This is a genomic window from Pseudarthrobacter albicanus, assembly GCF_018224015.1.
In the GTDB taxonomy this organism is placed as follows: domain Bacteria; phylum Actinomycetota; class Actinomycetes; order Actinomycetales; family Micrococcaceae; genus Arthrobacter; species Arthrobacter albicanus.
The window spans coordinates 65,649-83,887 of the sequence record NZ_JAGPOT010000004.1 but is presented as its reverse complement, the minus strand read 5'-3'; the positions used below and the strand labels follow the sequence as shown (position 1 = coordinate 83,887).

The 18,239-nt window shown below is 64.6% G+C and carries 17 protein-coding genes and 2 pseudogenes; 14 read left to right on the top strand and 5 right to left on the bottom strand.

Features of this window, described 5'->3' with window-relative positions:
- Positions 1-156: 156 nt before the first annotated feature.
- Both J9611_RS01540 and J9611_RS01535 read left to right on the top strand, forming a co-directional pair.
- Positions 157-345: a hypothetical protein gene (locus J9611_RS01540; protein WP_211877064.1), complete on the top strand. Its 189-nt coding sequence runs from the start codon at positions 157-159 to the stop codon at positions 343-345.
- A gap of 68 nt (positions 346-413) precedes the next feature.
- The gene (locus J9611_RS01535) at positions 414-3,347 is read left to right on the top strand and encodes a Tn3 family transposase (protein ID WP_211877062.1); all 2,934 of its coding nucleotides are present in this window, start codon (positions 414-416) and stop codon (positions 3,345-3,347) included.
- Between the two features lie 273 nt (positions 3,348-3,620).
- On the opposite strand, the gene J9611_RS01530 is transcribed toward J9611_RS01535, so the two are convergent.
- Entirely contained in the window at positions 3,621-3,920 is a 300-nt protein-coding gene (locus tag J9611_RS01530; protein WP_211877060.1) for a cupin domain-containing protein, read from the bottom strand.
- A gap of 338 nt (positions 3,921-4,258) precedes the next feature.
- Here J9611_RS01530 and J9611_RS01525 point away from each other — a divergent pair, with 338 nt between their 5' ends.
- From J9611_RS01525 to J9611_RS01515, 3 genes are read left to right on the top strand one after another with little or no spacing between them, the layout of a single operon-like run.
- Positions 4,259-4,864, top strand: a complete 606-nt coding sequence (locus J9611_RS01525; protein WP_211877058.1) for a recombinase family protein — start codon at positions 4,259-4,261, stop codon at positions 4,862-4,864.
- 48 nt (positions 4,865-4,912) lie between these two features.
- Positions 4,913-5,311: a hypothetical protein gene (locus J9611_RS01520; protein ID WP_211877056.1), complete on the top strand. Its 399-nt coding sequence runs from the start codon at positions 4,913-4,915 to the stop codon at positions 5,309-5,311.
- Positions 5,312-5,362: 51 nt separating this feature from the next.
- Positions 5,363-6,370 carry an alpha/beta fold hydrolase gene (locus J9611_RS01515; RefSeq protein ID WP_211877054.1) on the top strand — a complete coding sequence of 336 codons (1,008 nt, stop codon included), beginning with the start codon at positions 5,363-5,365 and terminating at the stop codon, positions 6,368-6,370.
- 42 nt (positions 6,371-6,412) lie between these two features.
- Here the strand turns inward: J9611_RS01515 and J9611_RS01510 are convergent, their stop codons facing one another.
- The 3 genes from J9611_RS01510 to J9611_RS01500 are packed head-to-tail and all read right to left on the bottom strand — an operon-like array spanning position 6,413 to position 8,955.
- Complete coding sequence (locus J9611_RS01510; protein WP_211877053.1) at positions 6,413-7,675, bottom strand: ABC transporter permease; 1,263 nt, start codon at positions 7,673-7,675, stop codon at positions 6,413-6,415.
- A gap of 2 nt (positions 7,676-7,677) precedes the next feature.
- Complete coding sequence (locus tag J9611_RS01505) at positions 7,678-8,664, bottom strand: ABC transporter ATP-binding protein (RefSeq protein WP_246527217.1); 987 nt, start codon at positions 8,662-8,664, stop codon at positions 7,678-7,680.
- A gap of 27 nt (positions 8,665-8,691) precedes the next feature.
- On the bottom strand, positions 8,692-8,955 hold the full coding sequence (locus J9611_RS01500) for a YegP family protein (RefSeq protein WP_211877051.1): 264 nt from the start codon (positions 8,953-8,955) through the stop codon (positions 8,692-8,694).
- Between the two features lie 187 nt (positions 8,956-9,142).
- Here J9611_RS01500 and J9611_RS01495 point away from each other — a divergent pair, with 187 nt between their 5' ends.
- Both J9611_RS01495 and J9611_RS21685 read left to right on the top strand, forming a co-directional pair.
- Complete coding sequence (locus J9611_RS01495) at positions 9,143-9,448, top strand: acylphosphatase (RefSeq protein ID WP_211877050.1); 306 nt, start codon at positions 9,143-9,145, stop codon at positions 9,446-9,448.
- Between the two features lie 53 nt (positions 9,449-9,501).
- A pseudogene (locus J9611_RS21685) lies at positions 9,502-9,624 on the top strand (alcohol dehydrogenase); the annotation flags it as partial.
- 137 nt (positions 9,625-9,761) lie between these two features.
- Here the strand turns inward: J9611_RS21685 and J9611_RS01490 are convergent.
- Positions 9,762-10,433, bottom strand: coding sequence for a DUF2848 domain-containing protein (locus J9611_RS01490; protein ID WP_211877048.1), 672 nt, complete (start codon positions 10,431-10,433; stop codon positions 9,762-9,764).
- On the opposite strand from J9611_RS01490, the pseudogene J9611_RS01485 reads away from it, so the two are divergent.
- The 7 genes and pseudogenes from J9611_RS01485 to J9611_RS01455 all read left to right on the top strand — a co-directional run.
- Positions 10,315-10,988 (top strand): annotated as a pseudogene (locus J9611_RS01485) (carbon-nitrogen hydrolase family protein); the annotation flags it as partial. The gene J9611_RS01490 and the pseudogene J9611_RS01485 sit on opposite strands and share 119 nt — an antisense overlap.
- 201 nt (positions 10,989-11,189) lie before the next feature.
- The gene (locus J9611_RS01480; protein WP_211877046.1) at positions 11,190-11,918 is read left to right on the top strand and encodes a FadR/GntR family transcriptional regulator; all 729 of its coding nucleotides are present in this window, start codon (positions 11,190-11,192) and stop codon (positions 11,916-11,918) included.
- Positions 11,919-12,105: 187 nt separating this feature from the next.
- Positions 12,106-13,521: an aspartate ammonia-lyase gene (locus J9611_RS01475; RefSeq protein WP_211877123.1), complete on the top strand. Its 1,416-nt coding sequence runs from the start codon at positions 12,106-12,108 to the stop codon at positions 13,519-13,521.
- A gap of 247 nt (positions 13,522-13,768) precedes the next feature.
- Positions 13,769-15,079: a dicarboxylate/amino acid:cation symporter gene (locus tag J9611_RS01470; RefSeq protein ID WP_211877044.1), complete on the top strand. Its 1,311-nt coding sequence runs from the start codon at positions 13,769-13,771 to the stop codon at positions 15,077-15,079.
- 70 nt (positions 15,080-15,149) lie between these two features.
- The gene (locus J9611_RS01465) at positions 15,150-15,443 is read left to right on the top strand and encodes a winged helix-turn-helix domain-containing protein (RefSeq protein ID WP_211877043.1); all 294 of its coding nucleotides are present in this window, start codon (positions 15,150-15,152) and stop codon (positions 15,441-15,443) included.
- A gap of 193 nt (positions 15,444-15,636) precedes the next feature.
- The gene (locus J9611_RS01460) at positions 15,637-17,235 is read left to right on the top strand and encodes a PucR family transcriptional regulator (protein ID WP_211877042.1); all 1,599 of its coding nucleotides are present in this window, start codon (positions 15,637-15,639) and stop codon (positions 17,233-17,235) included.
- Positions 17,232-18,176 carry a glutaminase gene (locus J9611_RS01455; RefSeq protein ID WP_211877041.1) on the top strand — a complete coding sequence of 315 codons (945 nt, stop codon included), beginning with the start codon at positions 17,232-17,234 and terminating at the stop codon, positions 18,174-18,176. The genes J9611_RS01460 and J9611_RS01455 overlap by 4 nt, the downstream gene beginning before the upstream one ends.
- The last annotated feature ends 63 nt before the right edge of the window (positions 18,177-18,239 follow it).

The following is an 18,239-nucleotide window of genomic DNA, read 5'->3' as shown; positions in this document are numbered from 1 at the left end:
AGGCCCGGACTGCCCGCACCATCGAACCAGTTTCTATCCCCGGGGGAGGATAAATGCGGCCGGCGGGGAAGTAGCAGGCGGTTGCCGGACCGGAAGCCAGGGCTTCGCATGGGCCTGAGGGGACGGGCGGAGCCGGCGTCCACCGCGGGTGCCCCGGTGAGCCAGCCGCCCGGCAGCACCGGAGCTCCGGCGATCCCCACGCCGGCTGTGCCGCCGTCGTCGGGCTGGCGCACCTTCACGACGTCGGACGGGCAGCTGAGTTTCGACTATCCGTCGGCCTGGACCGTCCAGGATCCGGCCGGGGAGGCGCCGCAGCCGTACCCGTACGGCCTGGTACTCCTATAGCTGTCCCTACCCGACAAGTAACTGGCGAGTGACTTGTGAAGGGGGCGGTGCAGGGTTAGGGTTCCGGGGTGAACTTACGCTCGGAACCTATTTCTGACGAGCTGGTTGGGTCCTGGACTCTGGTGGGCGGGGACTGGGAACTGGTGGGCAACAAGTCGGGAGTGACCCGGCTGGGGTTTGCTCTGTTGCTTAAATTCTTTGAGCTTGAGGCCCGTTTTCCACGGACCGCCATCGATTTCACGAGCGAGGCGGTGGCATATGTTGCGGCCCAGGTCAAGATCGATCCGCTGCTGTTCAGCGCGTATGAATGGTCCGGCCGGGTAATTGAGCGCCATCGTGCTCAAATTCGGTCGGCGTTCGGATTCCGGGAATTCTCCCGCGGCGAGGAGAAGATTGCAGAGAGGCTGGCCCGTGAAGTATGTCCGGTAGAACAGCGGGACGAACAGCTACGCGAAGCCGTACTTGTCCGGTGCCGCGCTGATCAGATTGAGCCGCCAGGGCGGATTGAGCGGATCATTGGGTCCGCCCGGGCAGCGTTCGAGAAGGATTTCTGCGACTCCACCGTCGCCCGTTTGAATGCTGACTGCGCCGCCCGGTTGGAGGGTCTGGTTACAGACGGAACCGATAGAGGGTTGCTGGCAGAGTTGAAGTCTGACCCGGGCCAGGTGGGGCTGGAAACCCTGTTACGGGAGGTCGATAAGCTCGCCGCCATCCGTGCCCTGGGGTTGCCTGCAGCGCTGTTTACGCATACGCCGGACAAGCTCGTGGAGGCCTGGCGGTCCCGGGCGGCCCGTGCCTACCCTTCGGACCTTCGGTCGATGCCGGCACCGGTCCGACTCACGCTGTTGGCTGCCCTGTGCTGGCAGCGGTCTTCGGAGATCACCGATTCGCTGGTGGACTTGCTGATCGCGCTGGTGTTGAAAGTCAATACCCGGGCTGACCGGCGGGTCGAGCGGGAGCTGACGGAGGATTTGCGGCGGGTGCGGGGCAGGGAGGGCATTCTGTTCCGGATCGCTGAGGCCGCTATCGGCCATCCCGACGATACAGTCCGGTCTGCTCTGTATCCGGTGGTCGGGGAAAAGACGTTGAGGGAACTCGTCCGTGAGGCCAAGGCCAACGAACTCGCGTTTCAGGGCAGGGTCCGGACCGTGCTGCGGAGCTCGTATTCCAACCATTACCGCCGGATGCTCCCCGCCCTGCTCGCGGCGTTGTCCTTTCGCTGCAACAACACCGCTTACCGCCCTGTCATGCAGGCCCTGGAGCTGCTGAACCGCTACGCCGGGGTGGACGGGAAAGCCCGATACTACGCTGACGCCGCTCAAGTGCCAGTTGATGGTGTCGTTCCCAAGGCCTGGCGTTCGGCCGTGGTCGATGAACGCGGCCGCATCGAACGCATCCCGTACGAGCTGTGCGTGCTTGTGGCGCTACGGGATGCTATCCGCCGCCGGGAAATATTCGTCGACGGCGCCAACAAATGGCGGAATCCGGAAGATGACCTGCCCCAGGACTTCGAGGCTAACCGCGAAGTCCACTACACCGCGATACGCCAGCCGGTGGACCCAACAGAATTCATCGATGACCTTCGCGAACGCATGGCAGCAGCGTTGGAACGGTTGGATTCCGCCCTGGTTGATGTCACGGCCGGCGGGGTGAAAATCACCACCCGGCGCGGGGATCCCTGGATCGGGGTGCCGAAAATGGAGCCGCTCCCCGAACCGCAGAACCTCCAGGCCCTCAAGGATGAAGTGATCCGCCGCTGGGGGACCATGGACCTTCTCGATGTACTCAAGGACTCGGATTTCCTCGCGGACTTCACGGCAGAATTCACTTCCGTCGCCTCCAGGGAGATCCTTGACCGGGACACGTTGCGCCGCCGCCTTCTGTTGTGTCTGTTCGCTTTGGGGACCAACATGGGCCTCAAGGCCATCGTGGACACAGGAGGCCATGGGGAAACCGAACGCGAGCTGCGGCACGTGCGCCGGCACTTCATCACCCGCGATAATCTGCGCCGGGCTATCGCCAAACTCGTCAACGCCACCTTCGAAGCCCGCGACCCCGGTTGGTGGGGTACAGGGACTGCCTGCGCGTCGGATTCGAAGAAGTTCGGGTCCTGGGAATCAAACCTCATGACCGAATGGCACAACCGCTACGGCGGGCCAGGGGTGATGATCTACTGGCACGTCGAACGCCGCTCCACCTGCATCTACAGCCAACTCAAAAACTGTTCCTCCTCCGAGGTCGCAGCCATGATCGAAGGCCTGCTGCGGCACTGCACAGACGCCGACATCCAAGCCAGCTACGTCGATACCCATGGGGCCTCCATCGTCGGCTTCGCCTTCGCCGAACTCCTGGGATTCAAACTCCTGCCACGGCTGAAAAACATCGGGTCCATCCGCCTCTACCGCCCCGACGACACTTCGGTTTACGCCGAGCTGGGGCCGGTGCTGACCCGGCCTATCCGGTGGGATCTCATTGCCCAGCAGTACGACCAGATGGTCAAATACGCCACGGCCCTGAGGCTCGGAACAGCCGAGTCGGAATCGATCCTGCGCCGCTTCACCCGCGGAGGGCCCAAACATCCCACCTACCAGGGGTTGGAGGAACTTGGCCGTGCCGTGCGCACGATCTTCGCCTGCGACTACCTCGCCGACCCGGACCTGCGCCGTGAAATCCACGGCGGACTGCAGGTCGTGGAGAACTGGAACAGCGGCAACGGCGTCATCTTCTACGGAAAAGACGGAGACCTCACCGGACCCGACCGCGAACATGCCGAAGTGTCCATGCTCACCCTGCACCTGCTGCAGTCAGCGCTCGTGCACGTCAATACCCTGCTGCTGCAGACCGTCCTGGAAGCGCCGGAATTTCATGACAGTATCGGCCCCCACGAACGCCGCGGATTGTCTCCGCTGTTCTGGACCCACATCAACCCCTACGGCAAATTCCACCTCGATATGAACACCCGCCTCGACCTCACCCAAGACAACCAGGCGCAACAATCATGACTATGAACCATGCCTGCCAACTCAACTGCCTCCCATCCCATTGGATGCAAGGCGGTCGGGTGAGACAGTCGGGGCAACCGTCTTTTTTACAAGACGGTTGCACCACTTGACGGGGCAGGGCCGGTGTTGTGCATAGGACTTCTGACAGTGTTTTGATCAACAAACCGCCGGCGCCACTTGTTCGGCGCTGTCCCGTGACAGGAGAGTCCGGGAGCGTCATTGGGGGCTGCCCTGACGACCCCATAGAGGACCAGGTCCGCGTGGGTCAGCGTTCTACCGCTTGAGTTCGACGAGATAGCCGTGCAGTTCGCTGTCGCCGGTGTTCTCCGATGTGTGCTCGGTCGCCGGCAGGTACATCGGCTGCCCGGCGGGTAATTCCAACTCCGTCGTTTCGCCGCCCGATTCCGAGAACCGGACCTTGGCCGACTCAAGCATGATGGCCACGAGCGCCGGGTGACCGTGAACGTCGGTCTTCGCCCCCGGCGCCAGCCGCGCTTCCAGCACCCGGACCTGGTCGTTCTCGAGCACGACCTTGTAGACCTCCGGTGCAACCTTGACCGCATCTTCCGCCATTGTTCCACTCCCTCGTATCGGTGCCGCCGGCAACCACGAATCCCTGCGTGCAACCACATTCAAGTCCCCGCTGCCCTCGGTGTCAATGCCGCCGTTATATTGGCGGCCTCGCCGCTTGCGTAAACGTCTTCTGACATTCTGTGTAGTCGTCTGCTGAAAAGGGCGGCGGCCCCGCTGGCTCACGCGGCTGTCTTGCATCCCATGGGTTGCAAGACTGGTAGTCGAGACATTCGATGTCCTTGACGCTTCAACGACTCGGGTGTCTTGCTACATGTCCCGTAAGCAAGGGGTGGAGTTGCCATAGTCAACCACCGTTGCGGGACACTCTGGAGGCGAAAATGGGCAAGCTGATCGGATACGCCCGGGTATCGAGCCGGGCACAGGACACCGACCGGCAGATCGCGGACCTGCTGGCTGCCGGGGTGCGCCGGGATGACCTCTACATCGACCATGGGGTCAGCGGTGCCAGGGCGTTGAGGCCGGCCTTCGGTACGGCCCTCGATGCCCTGCATGAGGGCGACACCCTGGTGATCACCACACTGGACCGGCTCGGGCGCTCCACCGCCAACATGCTGGAGCTGGCCACAGTGCTTCGGGATCGAGGAATCGGTCTTCGCGTGTTGAATCTTGGCGGCGGGGACGTGGACACCGGCACGCCCATGGGCGGTATGGTGTTCACCGTCATGGCGGCCCTGGCGCAGATGGAACTGGAGATCAAGCGGGAACGGATCACCGATTCCGTGTCCAAGCGCAGGGCCGCGGGCAAGGATCTGGGCGGGCGCCGGGAACGGTTCACCAACAGCCAGATCGAAAACGCCCGCCGCCTCATCGCAGGCGGCGAACCGGCAATCCAGGTGGCACGTGACATGGGCATGTCCAGGGCGACCCTGTACCGGCGCATCGCAGGGATCGAAGCGCAACACTGGATCAGCGCCCAAGGCTAACGACTCTCACAATCCTCCAGTACAAGTTACTTATCAGATACTTGTCGGGTGAGGACAGCTATAGGAGGACTGGGCCCGTACGAGGTGTTCGATTCCGAGCCGATGCAGGCGCTCGCCGAACCCGGTGCCGCCGACCACAATGTGCCCCGCTACGTCTTCGAAACCCGGGGAGACACCACGGCACCGGAGCCGTCGCGGACTACCCTCGCCGCCGACGGCATCACGACGATGCCGGAGGAAGCAGGCCCGACGGCGTGCCAGATGTTCCACCTGTTCCTCTGGCCGCCCAGCGGTGCGCTGTTCGGCCAGGCGTACAGCCCGGCGAACAACACGACGCCGGGGGACCCGTCGCTGCCGTACCTGGCGAAGGCGGAGCTTTACGCTGCAACCCCGGAGTATCAGGACATCCGGAAAATGATCACCTCGCTCCGGCCGGCCGGAAAGTAGCCGGGCGTACGCTGGGCTTGATCCGCGCTTGTCCGCACCGAAAGGCCCGCCATGGGGATTATTGCCCGTCGCAGCAACGCTGTCCCGACGGATCCGGCCCCGGGCCGTCGGCGGAGGTCCCGGCGGCTGCTGCGCGTTTTTGCGCTGCTGGCTCTTGTCGTTGTGGGGCTGGGACTGGTCTCGACGGCGGGCAACTGGTTCCTGGAGCGGCAGGAACGGGCCGGCATCACCCCCTATGGCGAAAGAATGGAGATCGCCGGCGGAACGGTCAATGTGTACCGGAACGGTCACCCCGGCCAGCCGATCGTGCTCCTCAGCGGCCTGGGCACGGCCGCGCCCGCGCTGGACTTCGCCCCGCTGATCCGGGAGCTGGGCGACTACGACGTCATCGTGGTGGAGGGATTCGGGTACGGCTACAGCGACATGAGCGCCAGCGAGCGCACCAACAAGAACATCAGCACAGAAGTCCATGAGGTGCTCGGGAAGCTGGACCTCGGCCGGCCATATGTCCTGGCGGGGCACTCGATCGCCGGTTTCTACATGCTCGACTACGCCAACCGGTACCCGAACGAGGTAGCGGCCGTGATCGGGATCGACCCCACCGTGCCGGCGGCGACGAGCGGGCCGGTGGAGCTGCCGCTGCAAGGATCGGGCGTGGAACGGATGCTGTCCATCACGGGAATGGCCCGGACGGTCCTCGCGGTCGCACCGGCGCTGGGGGAGCCGGACGGCACCGCGTATACACCGGATGAACGCGAGCGCATCCGCCTGATGACGAGCTGGAACCTGGGCAACCAGGCCGTCGCCGACGAGACCGCACGGATCGGCAACAACGCCGCGGACCTCAGGGGAGTTGGCTATCCCGACGAACTGCCCGTGCTCACGTTTATCTCGGAGGCAGGGTCCCCGGCGGCATCCGCCAAGGCCGAGGCGGTGGAAAGCATCCTGAAAAACGTCAAACACCACGAAACCGTGCCTCTCGACGGCGGACACTATCTGCACTGGACCCAGGCCAGGACCATGGCTGAATCGATCCGGACCTTCCTCGGCAGCCGGTAGCAGGGCGTCGGGCCCGTCAGCCTGACGGGATCCAGCCCGAACTCAGCCGGCCGGCGTCGTCGGCGCCGCGCCGGACCCGGGCCGCCGCGAACCGCCCCGGAGCGCCGTGCGGATGCTGACCTTCGAGGTGTAGGAGATGGAACCGTACTGGAAGAGCCGCACGGCCAGGCGGAGCATGACGGCGGCGCCCCCGAAGAGGATGGCGATCACGATCCCGGCCTCGAGCAGGTTCAGCGAGCCGAAGCCGTTCCGCAGCAGCGCGGTGACCGGGGCGGAGAAAGGGAAGTAGGTGAAGATCTGCACGATCACGGCGTGCGGATCCGAGACCATCAGGGCCACGGCGTAGAACGGCACGAAGATCAGCGCCATCATGACGCCCATGAAGTTGCCGGCTTCCTTGGCCGTCGGCATCACCGCCCCGATCGCCACGAGCGTGGTGGTGAACAGCGCGAACCCGCCCACGAGGATCAGGAAGCCGACGGTCATCCGGACCGGGTCGAAGATCAGCGGGGGCAGGTCCAGGGCGGAGAGGCTCAGCTCGCCGGGGAAGAACAGGGCGCCGATGACGATCGGGGAGGTGAACACGATCATCTGCAACAGCCCGATCGCGAACAGCGCGATCACCTTGCCCGCGATGAGCGTGGTGGGCTTCAGGGTGGTCAGGATCATCTCCGTGACGCGGTTTTCCTTCTCCTCGAGGGTGGAATTGAGCATCTGCCCGGCCAGCAGCACGATCAGGCCGTAGAAGATAACCAGGAAGATCAGCGGCGGAACCACGGTGCCCAGGCCGCCGGATTCCCGGGAGCCCTCGAAGGTGACGGTGTCGATCTGTGCCTTGCCGGCGGCGAGCGTGGACAGCTGCGGTGAAGCGATTTTCTGTTCGACGGCGCGGGCCAGCATGGCCTGCGCGACGGCGCCGTACTTGCCGTTTTCGAAGATCCCCCTGTCCGTTCCGTAGACGCGGACCGCGGTGGATTCCGGGTGGGCGGGGAAATCGAAGTACGCGTCCACGGTCCCGGACTGCACGGCCCTGATTCCGGCGTCCGGGGAGCCGGCCGGCCGGGCGCGGAAGAGCGCGGCGTCCCCGGCGGTGACCAGGCCGGAGGCGTCCGTGTAGGAAATCCTGAACTGGGCGCTCTTCTGGGCTTCGGCGGCGGTGTCCGTCGTGGTGTTGCTCAGGAAGATCAGCCCGAACACGATCGCCATGATGACGGGCACGGCCAGGGTTCCGATCCAGAACCGCCGCTTGGTCACGGTGCGGACGAACTCGAAGCCGATCACCGTGCCGAGATTGTGCCGGGCCATGGCTATGCGCCGTCCCGGCTGATTCTGTTGTCCCCGCTGAGCCGGCCGTCCGGCGTGCGGCGGCCGGCTTCGGGCGGGCCGACGTCGGGTTCGTTCTGGTCGCCGTAGACGCGCAGGAAGATGTCCTCAAGGGAAACCTTGGTGGTGGTGAAGCTGCGGACGGTCACGCCGTCGTCGATCAGGTCCTTGAGGATGGCGGCCTCATCGGTGGCGTCGGTGATGGTCAGTTCCGCGTAGTTGGTTTCCTGGAGCAGCACCGCGTAGTGGGGCGAGGGCGGAATGGTCCCGCTGTATTTGATCCGGATGATGCGGCCGCCGTACTTGTTCTGCACCTCGTCGATGGTCCCGTAGGCCTCCGCGGTGCCGTCCTTGAGCAGGATGACGCGGTCGCAGAGGCGTTCCACTTCCTCCATCTGGTGGGTCACCATGACGACGGTGGCACCGGCCCGTTTCTGTCCGGCGATGATGTCCATCAGCAGGCGCCGGTTGACCGGGTCGAAGCCCTTGGTGGGCTCGTCGAGGATCAGCAGCTCGGGGTTGTTCATGATGGTGACGCCGAGCTGGACCTTTTGCTGCTGGCCGCTGGAGAGCTTGTCCAGCAGGGAGGAGGCCTTGTCCGCCAGCGCCACCCGGTCCAGGTACGCCAGCGACCACTGACGGGCGGCGCGGCGATCCATCCCTTTGAGCCGGCCGAAGTAGGTCATGATGTCGATGACCTTTTCCTTCTTGTACAGTCCGCGCTCCTCCGGGAGGTAGCCGAGCCGGTCCCCGTGCTCGGGCCTGAAGCCCCGGCCGTTGATGTGCAGGATCCCGGCGGTCGGTTCGTAGATGCCGAGGAGGGCACGGATCGTCGTCGTCTTCCCGGAGCCGTTGCTCCCCAGGAAGCCGAAGGTCTCCCCGGCCTGCACGTCGAAGGACAGGTCGCGGATCACGGTGGTGGCGCCGAAATCCATGCGGAAGCCGCTGATGTGGACCCGTGCCTCGTCCATTGCCGCCCCCGACTTTGTCGGACAGCACTACACCGCGGGGGAGTGCCGGTGCCGGCGGTGGGCGGGCGTCGGGATGCCTTTCCTGGTCCGGCCCGTCCCGCCCCACGCGTTCGAGCGGGCCTCCGTGATCAGGCCTGTGCCGGCGCATTCGCGGACAGCCATGATGCCGTCCGCGGCGGATTGTTTGTCCTCGAAGGCCGTCGAAGTGGCCAGTACTGTACCGTCTGCTCCCAGGAGCCGGAATCTGACGTTCGACTCCGCGTCCATGAAGATCTCAAATTGTCCTGCCATCGTCTTGTCCTTTCTGGCAGTAGTACCGCCGCGGGTGGTAAGGGCACGTCTTTGTGCTGATGCCGTCTGCTCGAGGAGTTCCCGCAGCGCGAATGATCAGCCTCTCCCGGAGGGCAACGGCTGCGTAAGGGGCGAAAGTCCCATGATGTCTGGTGTTTGGGATTGTCCAGGGCGCTACATTGGGAGCATGGCTGAGATTCCAGAGGCGGAGTCCGGAGAGTTTGTCCGGCTGAAGGCGCGGGTGGACGGCGTGGTGCAGGGCGTCGGGTTCCGGTACTGGACGGTGCGCAAGGCCGAGGAGCTCGCGCTGACCGGCAGGGTCCGGAACAACGACGACGGCTCGGTCGCCGTCGTCGCCGAGGGGCCGCAGGCTGTGGTGCTGGAGTTCCGGCGCTGGCTGCGCTCGCCGGAGGCGCCGGGACGGGTGGAAAACGTGGAAGAAGCCCTCTCCGCCGCGACGGGGGAGTTCAGCGGCTTCGATGTGGGGTACTAGTTCCAACGGCGGCTAGGGGGTCCCTGACAGTACCCCTCACAACAGGAACTCCCGAACACCAGCTCCGCGCCGAAATCGAAGTCATCCCGGCCGGCAAGATTAACGACGCCTACGAACGCGTCCTGGCCTCCGACATGCGGTACCGCTTCGTCATCGACACCTCGACGCTGGGCTAACCGCCCCCATGTAGCTCGCAGTTGTTGTCGTTTTGAGCCCTCAGAACGGCAACAACTGCGAGTCAGTTGGGCAAATAAGACGAGGACGACGGCGGGAATCACCGCCGTCGTCCTCTTGGCTTTGCTTGAAGGGTAAATCAGCCGATCGGCTCAGCCATCTTCTCCACGACGTACTGGGCGTCCACGGAGGCGCCGGTCACGGGATCCTTCATTTCCACTTTCCAGCTGCGGGCAAACTGGTCAACCCCGCTGGTCATGGCCACCGTGCCGGAGATAAGGACGGTTCCAGGTGCGTTCAGGCCGCGGTTAGTGAGGATGTCCAGCCAGTAGTCCGGGGTCAGCAGCGCCGCCAGCGAGCTGTCCTGGATCAGGGTGTCCGGGGTGTCGCCCTCGCCCACCCAGCCCTTCAAGGTGATCCTGTCCAGGTGGTCCCGCACATCATCGAGGCGCCAGGCCTTGCGCCCCAGGACGTCCGGGCTGGCGTTCTTGCTCCAGGCCAACCCGTGAACTTCAAGGTCGCGGTCCGTGTGGTCGCACGCGACGGTGAGCAGCACGCCTTCGTCGGTGATGACCAGGGCCCGTTCGGCCTCCCCGGAGGTGCGTGCGTGCTGCACGCGGACTTCGGAGACCTGTTGCGCCAGGTAGGGCGATACCGGGTACAGCGCCGGGGTGGTGGTGGGACCCGGAACGCCAAGTTCGGCAATGTGCGCCTGCACTTCCTCCTGCTCCCGCCCTGCGCTGGACGGCCCGTGGGCCGCGGCCGTCCGCGACATAGCCAGGGATCTGGAGATCACCGTCGTGGCAGGCATGTTCACCCCGGGAGACGACGGCCGGGTGCGCAACACCCTGCTCGTGACCGGCCCGGGGATCGACACCTCCTACGACAAGATCCACCTGTTTGATGCGTTCGGCTTCGCCGAGTCCGATTCGGTGGACGCCGGCACGTCACCCGTGGCCTTCGAAGTCAACGGCACGGTGATAGGCCTCGCCACCTGCTACGATGTGCGCTTTCCTGCGCTTTTTACGGCCAACGCACGGGCGGGCGCCCAAGTCAACATTGTCTGTGCGTCGTGGGGTGCCGGCGAAGGAAAGGCGGAGCAGTGGGACCTGCTGGTCCGTGCCCGCGCCGTGGACAGCACCACGTTCGTGGTGGCCTGCGGACAGGGCGATCCTGCGAGTATCGGTTGCCGTCAGCCGGCACCGCCCCCACCGGCATCGGCCACAGCGTGGTGGTGTCCCCGCTTGGCTCTCCCGTCGTTGCCCTGGGCCGCGAACCCGAACTGGTGGTCGTGGACATTGACCCGTCCGTCATCACAGAGGTCCGCGGAAAGCTGCCGGTCCTGGCGAACGCCAGGAGTATCTAGGCCGAGCACACGGAAAAAGGAAGCGGACGACGGCGCGGCCTCCCGCCGTCGTCCCTTCTATCGGTGCCCCATCACCAGGGGTCAGCACCAGCAGCGCCCAACTGGACGCACGCCTTGAAATCGGGCCACTGGGCGCCGTTCCCTGCGCAACATTTCCGGGGCGTCGTTGACAGGCTGTGTGACAGATGCCATAGTTTTCATATGGACCTGTTGGACAGCTGGACAGCTAGACAAGGCCGAGTGGTACGCGTTGGCGCGGCTGAAGCGGTTTTCGCATCGCTCCGGGGGGCCATTGAAGGCGGCAAGATTCCGGTTGGTACCCGCCTCGACTCGGAGGCAGCGCTTGCCAAGCAGTACGGTGTGAGCCGCACGATGGTCAGGGAGGCGTTGCGCTCGTGCACCGCACTGGGACTGACCGCCACCCACACGGGCAAGGGCACCTTTGTCATCGCTGATAAAGTCGCCCAGGACCTCAAACTCGGCAAATACTCGGCCAGCGCCCTCGTGGAAGCCCGTCCCCACGTAGAAGTTCCTGCCGCCGGCCTTGCGGCCCAACGCCGCAGTCCCGAAGACCTGGAGGCTCTGCGCGAAATCCTTGAGGAGATGGCCGAGGAGGACGATCTCCAGCAGTGGGTGCTGTTGAACACTGAGTTCCACGTGACCATCGCCCGGTGCAGCGGCAACGGCGTCTTCGAAACATTCCTGTCAGATATCTGCGACGCCATGGCCAACCAATCCAATACCCTCAACCTCGTGGCGGACCGGCGCAAGGAATCGGGTGAAGAGCACGCCCGGATTTTCGCTGCCATCGAGAATGGATCAGCCGACGACGCATCCCGGGCCATGAGGATGCATTTGCACGGCGTCGAATGCGCCCTGAGCACCGTTGTCCCCGGAGGCGGGAACTCCCGATCCGGCCATACGCACTAAGTCCTAAGCCCCGAATGTCGCTCAGCGTCCCCTGACCTGCCGCATCGCCGCAAGCCCCGCTCGGCCTCCTTGCCGTGGCACAACCATGCCCATAGTGCCGGCTGCGGCATCACTCAGACCTGCCTCTGGCCCAAGATTTCCTTGTCCAAACCCGTCAACGAAGCCCTGCGAGGACCCCATGACCACCATGACCACCATCGATGCCGTGCCGTACACCCGTTCGGAGCACGACCTCCTCGGCGACCGCGACGTCCCCGCCGGCGCCTACTGGGGCGTCCACACGCTCCGCGCCGTGGAGAACTTCCCCATCACCGGCCAGCCCCTGTCCTCGAACATGCACCTGGTCCGCGGGCTCGCCGCCGTGAAGATGGCGGCCGCCCGCACCAACCGCGAGCTCGGGCTCCTGGACGCCGGGCGGGCCCGGGCGATCGAGGACGCCTGCAGGGACGTGCTGAGCGGCAAGCTCAGCGAGCAGTTCGTCGTGGACGTGATCCAGGGCGGCGCCGGGACGTCGTCGAACATGAACGCGAACGAGGTGATCGCCAACCGGGCCCTGGAAATCCTGGGCCGACCCAAGGGCGACTACGCCCGGCTGCACCCGAACGACCACGTGAACCTCAGCCAGTCCACCAACGACGTCTATCCCACGGCCGTGAAACTGGGCACCATCTTCGCTGCCCGGGAACTGCTGGCGGCCCTCACCGAACTCGAGGAGGCCTTCGCCGCCAAGGCTCTGGAGTTCCGCACCGTCGTGAAAATGGGCCGCACCCAGCTCCAGGACGCGGTCCCCATGACACTGGGCCAGGAATTCGGCACCTACGCCGTGACCATCGGCGAGGACCGGCTGCGGCTGGCCGAGGCGGACCTGCTGATCCACGAGATCAACCTCGGCGCCACGGCGATCGGCACCGGGCTGAACGCCCCCGCCGGCTACGCCGAGGCCGCCTGCCGGCACCTGGCCGAGATCACCGGCCTGCCGCTGGTCACCGCCGTGGACCTCATCGAGGCCACCCAGGACGTGGGCGCGTTCGTGCACCTCTCCGGGGTGCTCAAGCGCGTCGCCGTCAAGCTGTCCAAGATCTGCAACGACCTGCGGCTGCTCTCCTCCGGCCCGCGGGCAGGATTCGGCGAAATCAACCTCCCGGCCGTGCAGTCCGGTTCCTCCATCATGCCCGGCAAGATCAACCCGGTCATCCCGGAGGTGGTCAGCCAGGTGGCCTACGAGGTCGTCGGCAACGACGTCACCATCACCATGGCCGCCGAGGCCGGGCAGCTTCAGCTCAACGCCTTCGAACCGATCATCGTCCACAGCCTCCACAAGAGCATCTCCCACCTGGAAGCGGCCTGCCGCACCCTCACGGCACGCTGCGTCCGGGGCATCACCGCCAACACCGAACGCCTCCGGCTGACGGTGGAACAGTCCATCGGCCTGGTCACGGCGCTGAACCCCCAGCTCGGCTACTCCACCGCAACCGCCATCGCCCAGGAAGCCCTCGCCACCGGCAAGGGCGTCGCAGAACTGGTGCTCGAACACGGGCTGCTCACCGCCGAGCAGCTCGAAGACCTCCTCAGCCCCCAGCGCCTGGCCAACCTGAGCAAATAGTCCCCAACCGCTCCCTAACCTCGCAAGCTCAGTTAGGGAACCCTGCGGTCGTGGGCCCACCGCCGCTGGTTGAGCCTGTCGAAACCAAGTCTCGACAAGCTCGACCAGCGACCACCTCGTCCGACCAGGGAGCCGGGGGCGCACCGTCGCGCCCAAAATCCCTACTGACTACAGAGAAAACGGAACTCGAGGACGAGGACCGTTCCAACACCGGGCCACCATCCCGGCCTCTAGACAAGGACTGACTTTGAAAAACAAATCAACCATGTGGATTCTGGCAGCGCTCGTGTTCGGAATCCTCAGCGGGCTGCTCTTCCACTGGCTGCTGCCGGTGGACACGCGCGGTTCCGTCGTGGCCGTCCTCGACACCGTGACGCACATGTTCCTGAACCTCATCAAAATGATCATTGCCCCGCTGATCTTCGCCACCCTGGTGTCCGGCATCGCAGGAGCGGCCAAATCCGCCGGGGTGGGCAAGCTGTTTGGCCGCTCCATGATCTGGTTCCTGTCCGCCTCCGTCCTGGTAGGCGCCTTCGGATTCATCACGGCCCATATACTCAACGTCGGTGACGGGCTCAACCTGATGCCGGGAGGTGACGCGGGAATGGAAACGAAGCCCCTCGATTACCAGGCGTTTGTTACCCACATCATCCCCACGAGCGTCTTCGCCGCACTGACGGAAAACAACCCCCTTCAGATCCTCGTATTCGGCGCTCTCTTCGGCATCGCCCTGCTGAACCTCCGGAAGAAGGGCCGCTCCTCCATAGCGGATGCCATCGACGAACTGATGGGCATCATGCTGAAGGTCACCGGATACGTGATGAAGGCGGCCCCGGTGGGCGTATTCGCCGGCATCGCGGCAGCCTTCACCTCCAAGGGCGTGGACGCTTTCGCAACCTACGCGTCGTTCATCGGCGGCTTCTACATCTCCCTCTCCGCACTCTGGGCGATCATGATCGCCGTCGCCGTCGCCTTCCTCGGACGGGCGGCCTTCCGGCTGGTCCGGATAGTGCGCGAACCCATGGTCATCGCATTCGCCACCTCCAGCAGCGAAGCCGCGCTGCCCAAGCTCATTGAAGGCCTGACCAAGTTCGGCATCGAGAAGCGCACCACCGGTTTTGTGCTGCCCCTGGGTTACTCGTTCAACGTGGACGGGTCCATGATGTACATGACCTTCGCATCGGTCTTCCTCATCAACGCCTACGGCATCGACATGGACCTTGGCCAGCAGATCGCGATGACCGCAATGCTCCTGCTCAGCAGCAAAGGCATGGCCGGCGTGCCGCGCGGGTCACTCGTCGTCGTAGCGGCCGTGGTCCCTGCCTTCGGTATCCCCGCCGCCGGAATAGGTGTCCTGCTGGTGATCGACCAGCTCCTGGACATGGGACGCACGGCCACCAACATCTTGGGCAATGCCATCGCCACCGCGGTCATCGGCCGAAACCACGACAAGGCTGCTTCCCTCCTCGAGGGATCACCTGCGGAAGCTGCCTACGACGCTGACGACGCGTACGACACTGAAGACAGCAGGGATCCTGGGCGCGTTTCGATGCACTGACCGGATCTCGCTCCGCCCACCAACCCTCAGCCAGCGAATCTACCCTCACACCGGATGAAAGGCCATGGCAATGACCACTGATTTTGAGATCCACAGGTCGATGGATGTGCATCACATTGAGCGCCCGGAAAGAGCACCAAGCAGACCGATCAGATCACAGATCGTCGAGTATCTGGCAAGCAACGGTGCCAGCAAAGTAGCCGACATCAGCAACGGCATCGCCTCCTCGCGGGGCTCAGTCAGATACCATCTGGCAGCGCTGGAGACCGCTTCGATCGTCCGTTCCAACATTTCCCCCGGAGCGAGATGCCGGTTCACACCCTTCTACGCGCTTGCCCCTGAAAAACCGGAGTCGGGCTCCTAGCCAGACGGCGCCGGCTACCAAGTAGGCGGACGACGGCGGGACCCCCGCCGTCGTCCGCTCTTCGCATTGGTCCCGGGACCTAAAGCCGCCATGGAATTTAGGCCGGCATCCATATTTTCCGGGATTGGCTCTGGATAGCATTGGGTGTCCGGACAGAGCCGTCCGGGCGGGTGTCAATGTCAGAAGGAAGCACATGGCCGCAGCTACAGTGGACGACATCCTGTCGGATCTCCCTCTGGGTTTCGCCAGTCTTATTCTTCGGCCGTCCCGCGCCGATTCGCCGATCGAACGCTTGCTGATCGTTGATGCCGACGACGAGACTTCCGACGGCGGGGCTGCGTTCGTCCTGCTTATCGGGGTTCGCGGACGCTCCGCATTGCCCGCGCTGCGGCGCCTTCTGAAAAATCCTCCCCTTGTGCTGGCCGTCAAGGGCAGTCCCGAGGAATTGGGGGAAGCAGAAGAGCTGCTCCGGGCTGTCGGAACAGGTCTCCTTCTGGTGGACCCGGGCGCGGACTGGGACCGGCTCCTGTCAATCGCCAAGGACAGGATCCAGCCACCCAGCTACCTGAGCGAAGTGCTGACGCTGCTGGAAGAAGACCTGTTCGCCATTGCCCAGACGACGGCCCGGCTGACGTCGAGCCACGTGGTCATCGAGGACGCTGCCAACAAGGTTCTGGCGTACTCCACAGTGTCGAATGACATCGACGAGCTGCGTAAGGCATCGATTCTGGCCCGACGGGGTCCGCGCAAATACGAACTCCTCCTCAAGGATCTTGGCGCCTACCGCGAGCTGCACCGGACCCGCCTGCCTGTCAGGGTTCCGGCCAGGCCCCAGGACGGTCTGAGGGAGCGCGTTGCTATCGCCTTGTTCGCGGGCGATCGCATTATGGGGTACATCTGGCTCCAGGAAACCGGGGACGGCTTCGGCGCAGACGTTGACTATGTGCTGACCGGATCAGCCACGCGGGTGTCAGCCGAACTGATCCGCTACCGCAACCAGCAGTCGGTGCACATGCGCGAGGACCGGATTGCGCGGATCCTTTCGGGTCCGGCAGAAGCCGCGGCGAGCGCCCACAGCCAGAAGATCCCTGCGGACCGCCCCACGGCATTGATCCTGCTGGGAATGTCGGCCGCCGGGGCGCAGGAAGACGATGCAGCGCTCAAACATGGGGAGCTCGCCAACCTTGCGTCCATCCATGCGGCGGCCTACAAACCGTCGGCCATCGTAGGACAGTTCAACGGCGACACCGCCGTGATCATCCCGGCACTCCAGTCCGCCAATGCCGAAGCCGGGCTTCGGAGCCTTGCCGAGGCCATCGTCAGGGACGCCGGGAAGCACCTTGGCATCACTCCGTTCGCGGCGGTGGGACCAATCGCACCGGATCTGCTGTCGATTCATTCGGTGACCGCCAAGACGGAGGCACTGCTCGGCTGCATGCGGAGGTCAGGGACCGCTTCTGTGGCCACGGTGGACGATTTCGAAACGGACATCCTGTTCCACGAAGCAGTTGAGAACTTCACCGCCTCGGCCTTCCGTCATCGCAGCCTCTGGGCCCTCCTCCGCGACGATGGCGAGCTGGCCGAAACCCTCCGGGCCTATTTCGAGGCGTCGCTGGACGTGGCCGAATGCGCCCAGCGGATGAAACTGCACAAGAACACCGTCTACTACAGGATCAGCAAGGTCAGCCGGGTTACCGGCCTGAACTTCAGCGATCCCCGCCATTCATTGGTCGCCCTGCTTCACATCCAGGAGTGGGCCGGCAAGCATAAGGAGCATCTGGGCAAGAAATGATGACAGCACTCGATTCACCGCCTCTGGGCCTGGTCCTGGCCGACATTGTCCGCAGCCACCGGCCCCGGAGTGAAGCAGGGTCGGTTCCCGCCAGCATCCCCCACCTGTCATCGCCGCCGTTCGACCGTTTCGGGATTGCCGTGGCCACCGCGTCCGGGGACGTGTTCAGCTCCGGTGACGCCGATCTTCCCTTCTCCATCCAGAGCATCTCGAAGGTCTTCACCCTGGCGATGGCGCTCGGCGCCGATGACCCCGATGCGCTCTGGTCACGGGTACTCCGCGAACCGTCAGGAACGTCCTTCAACTCCCTGGTGCAGCTTGAAGTCGAGCACGGCATCCCCCGGAACCCGTTCATCAACTCGGGCGCCCTGGTGGTGACCGACCATCTGATGGAAAGATTTCCCGACGCCGCCGGCCACGTCCTGCGCTTCCTCGCCGGTCAGGTGGGTAACCAGAATGGCAGACAGGGTCCTTTCATTGACGAGGTGGCCGCAAAGAGTGAGCTCGCCAACAGCAGCCGCAACCTGGCCCTCGCCCACTTCCTGAAGGACTTCGGCAACCTGAGGCGGCCCGCCGACGCGGTGGTTGAAAACTACGTCAGGCAGTGCTCCATCATGATGAGTTGCGTGGAGGTGGCCAAGGCCGGCCTGTTCCTCGCCCAGGACGGCCTGGGCGCGCGGGGAACCGTGGTCTCCCGGAGCGAGGCCAAACGCATCGGATCCATCATGCTGACCTGCGGCATGTATGACGCGGCCGGTGAGTTCGCCTACCGCGTGGGCCTTCCCGGGAAGAGCGGTGTAGGTGGCGGCATCCTGGCCATCGTCCCCGGCGAGTGCGCCATCTGTGTCTGGAGCCCCCGGCTGGATTCCAAGGGCAATTCCCTGGCCGGGACAGAGGCCCTCGCTGACCTGTCCGACCGCACCGGGTGGTCGGTCTTCTGACCCCGGCCCGAGACGTCCCCACCATTTTCCGATAGTCCCCCATTTAGATCTTTGACAGGTCGA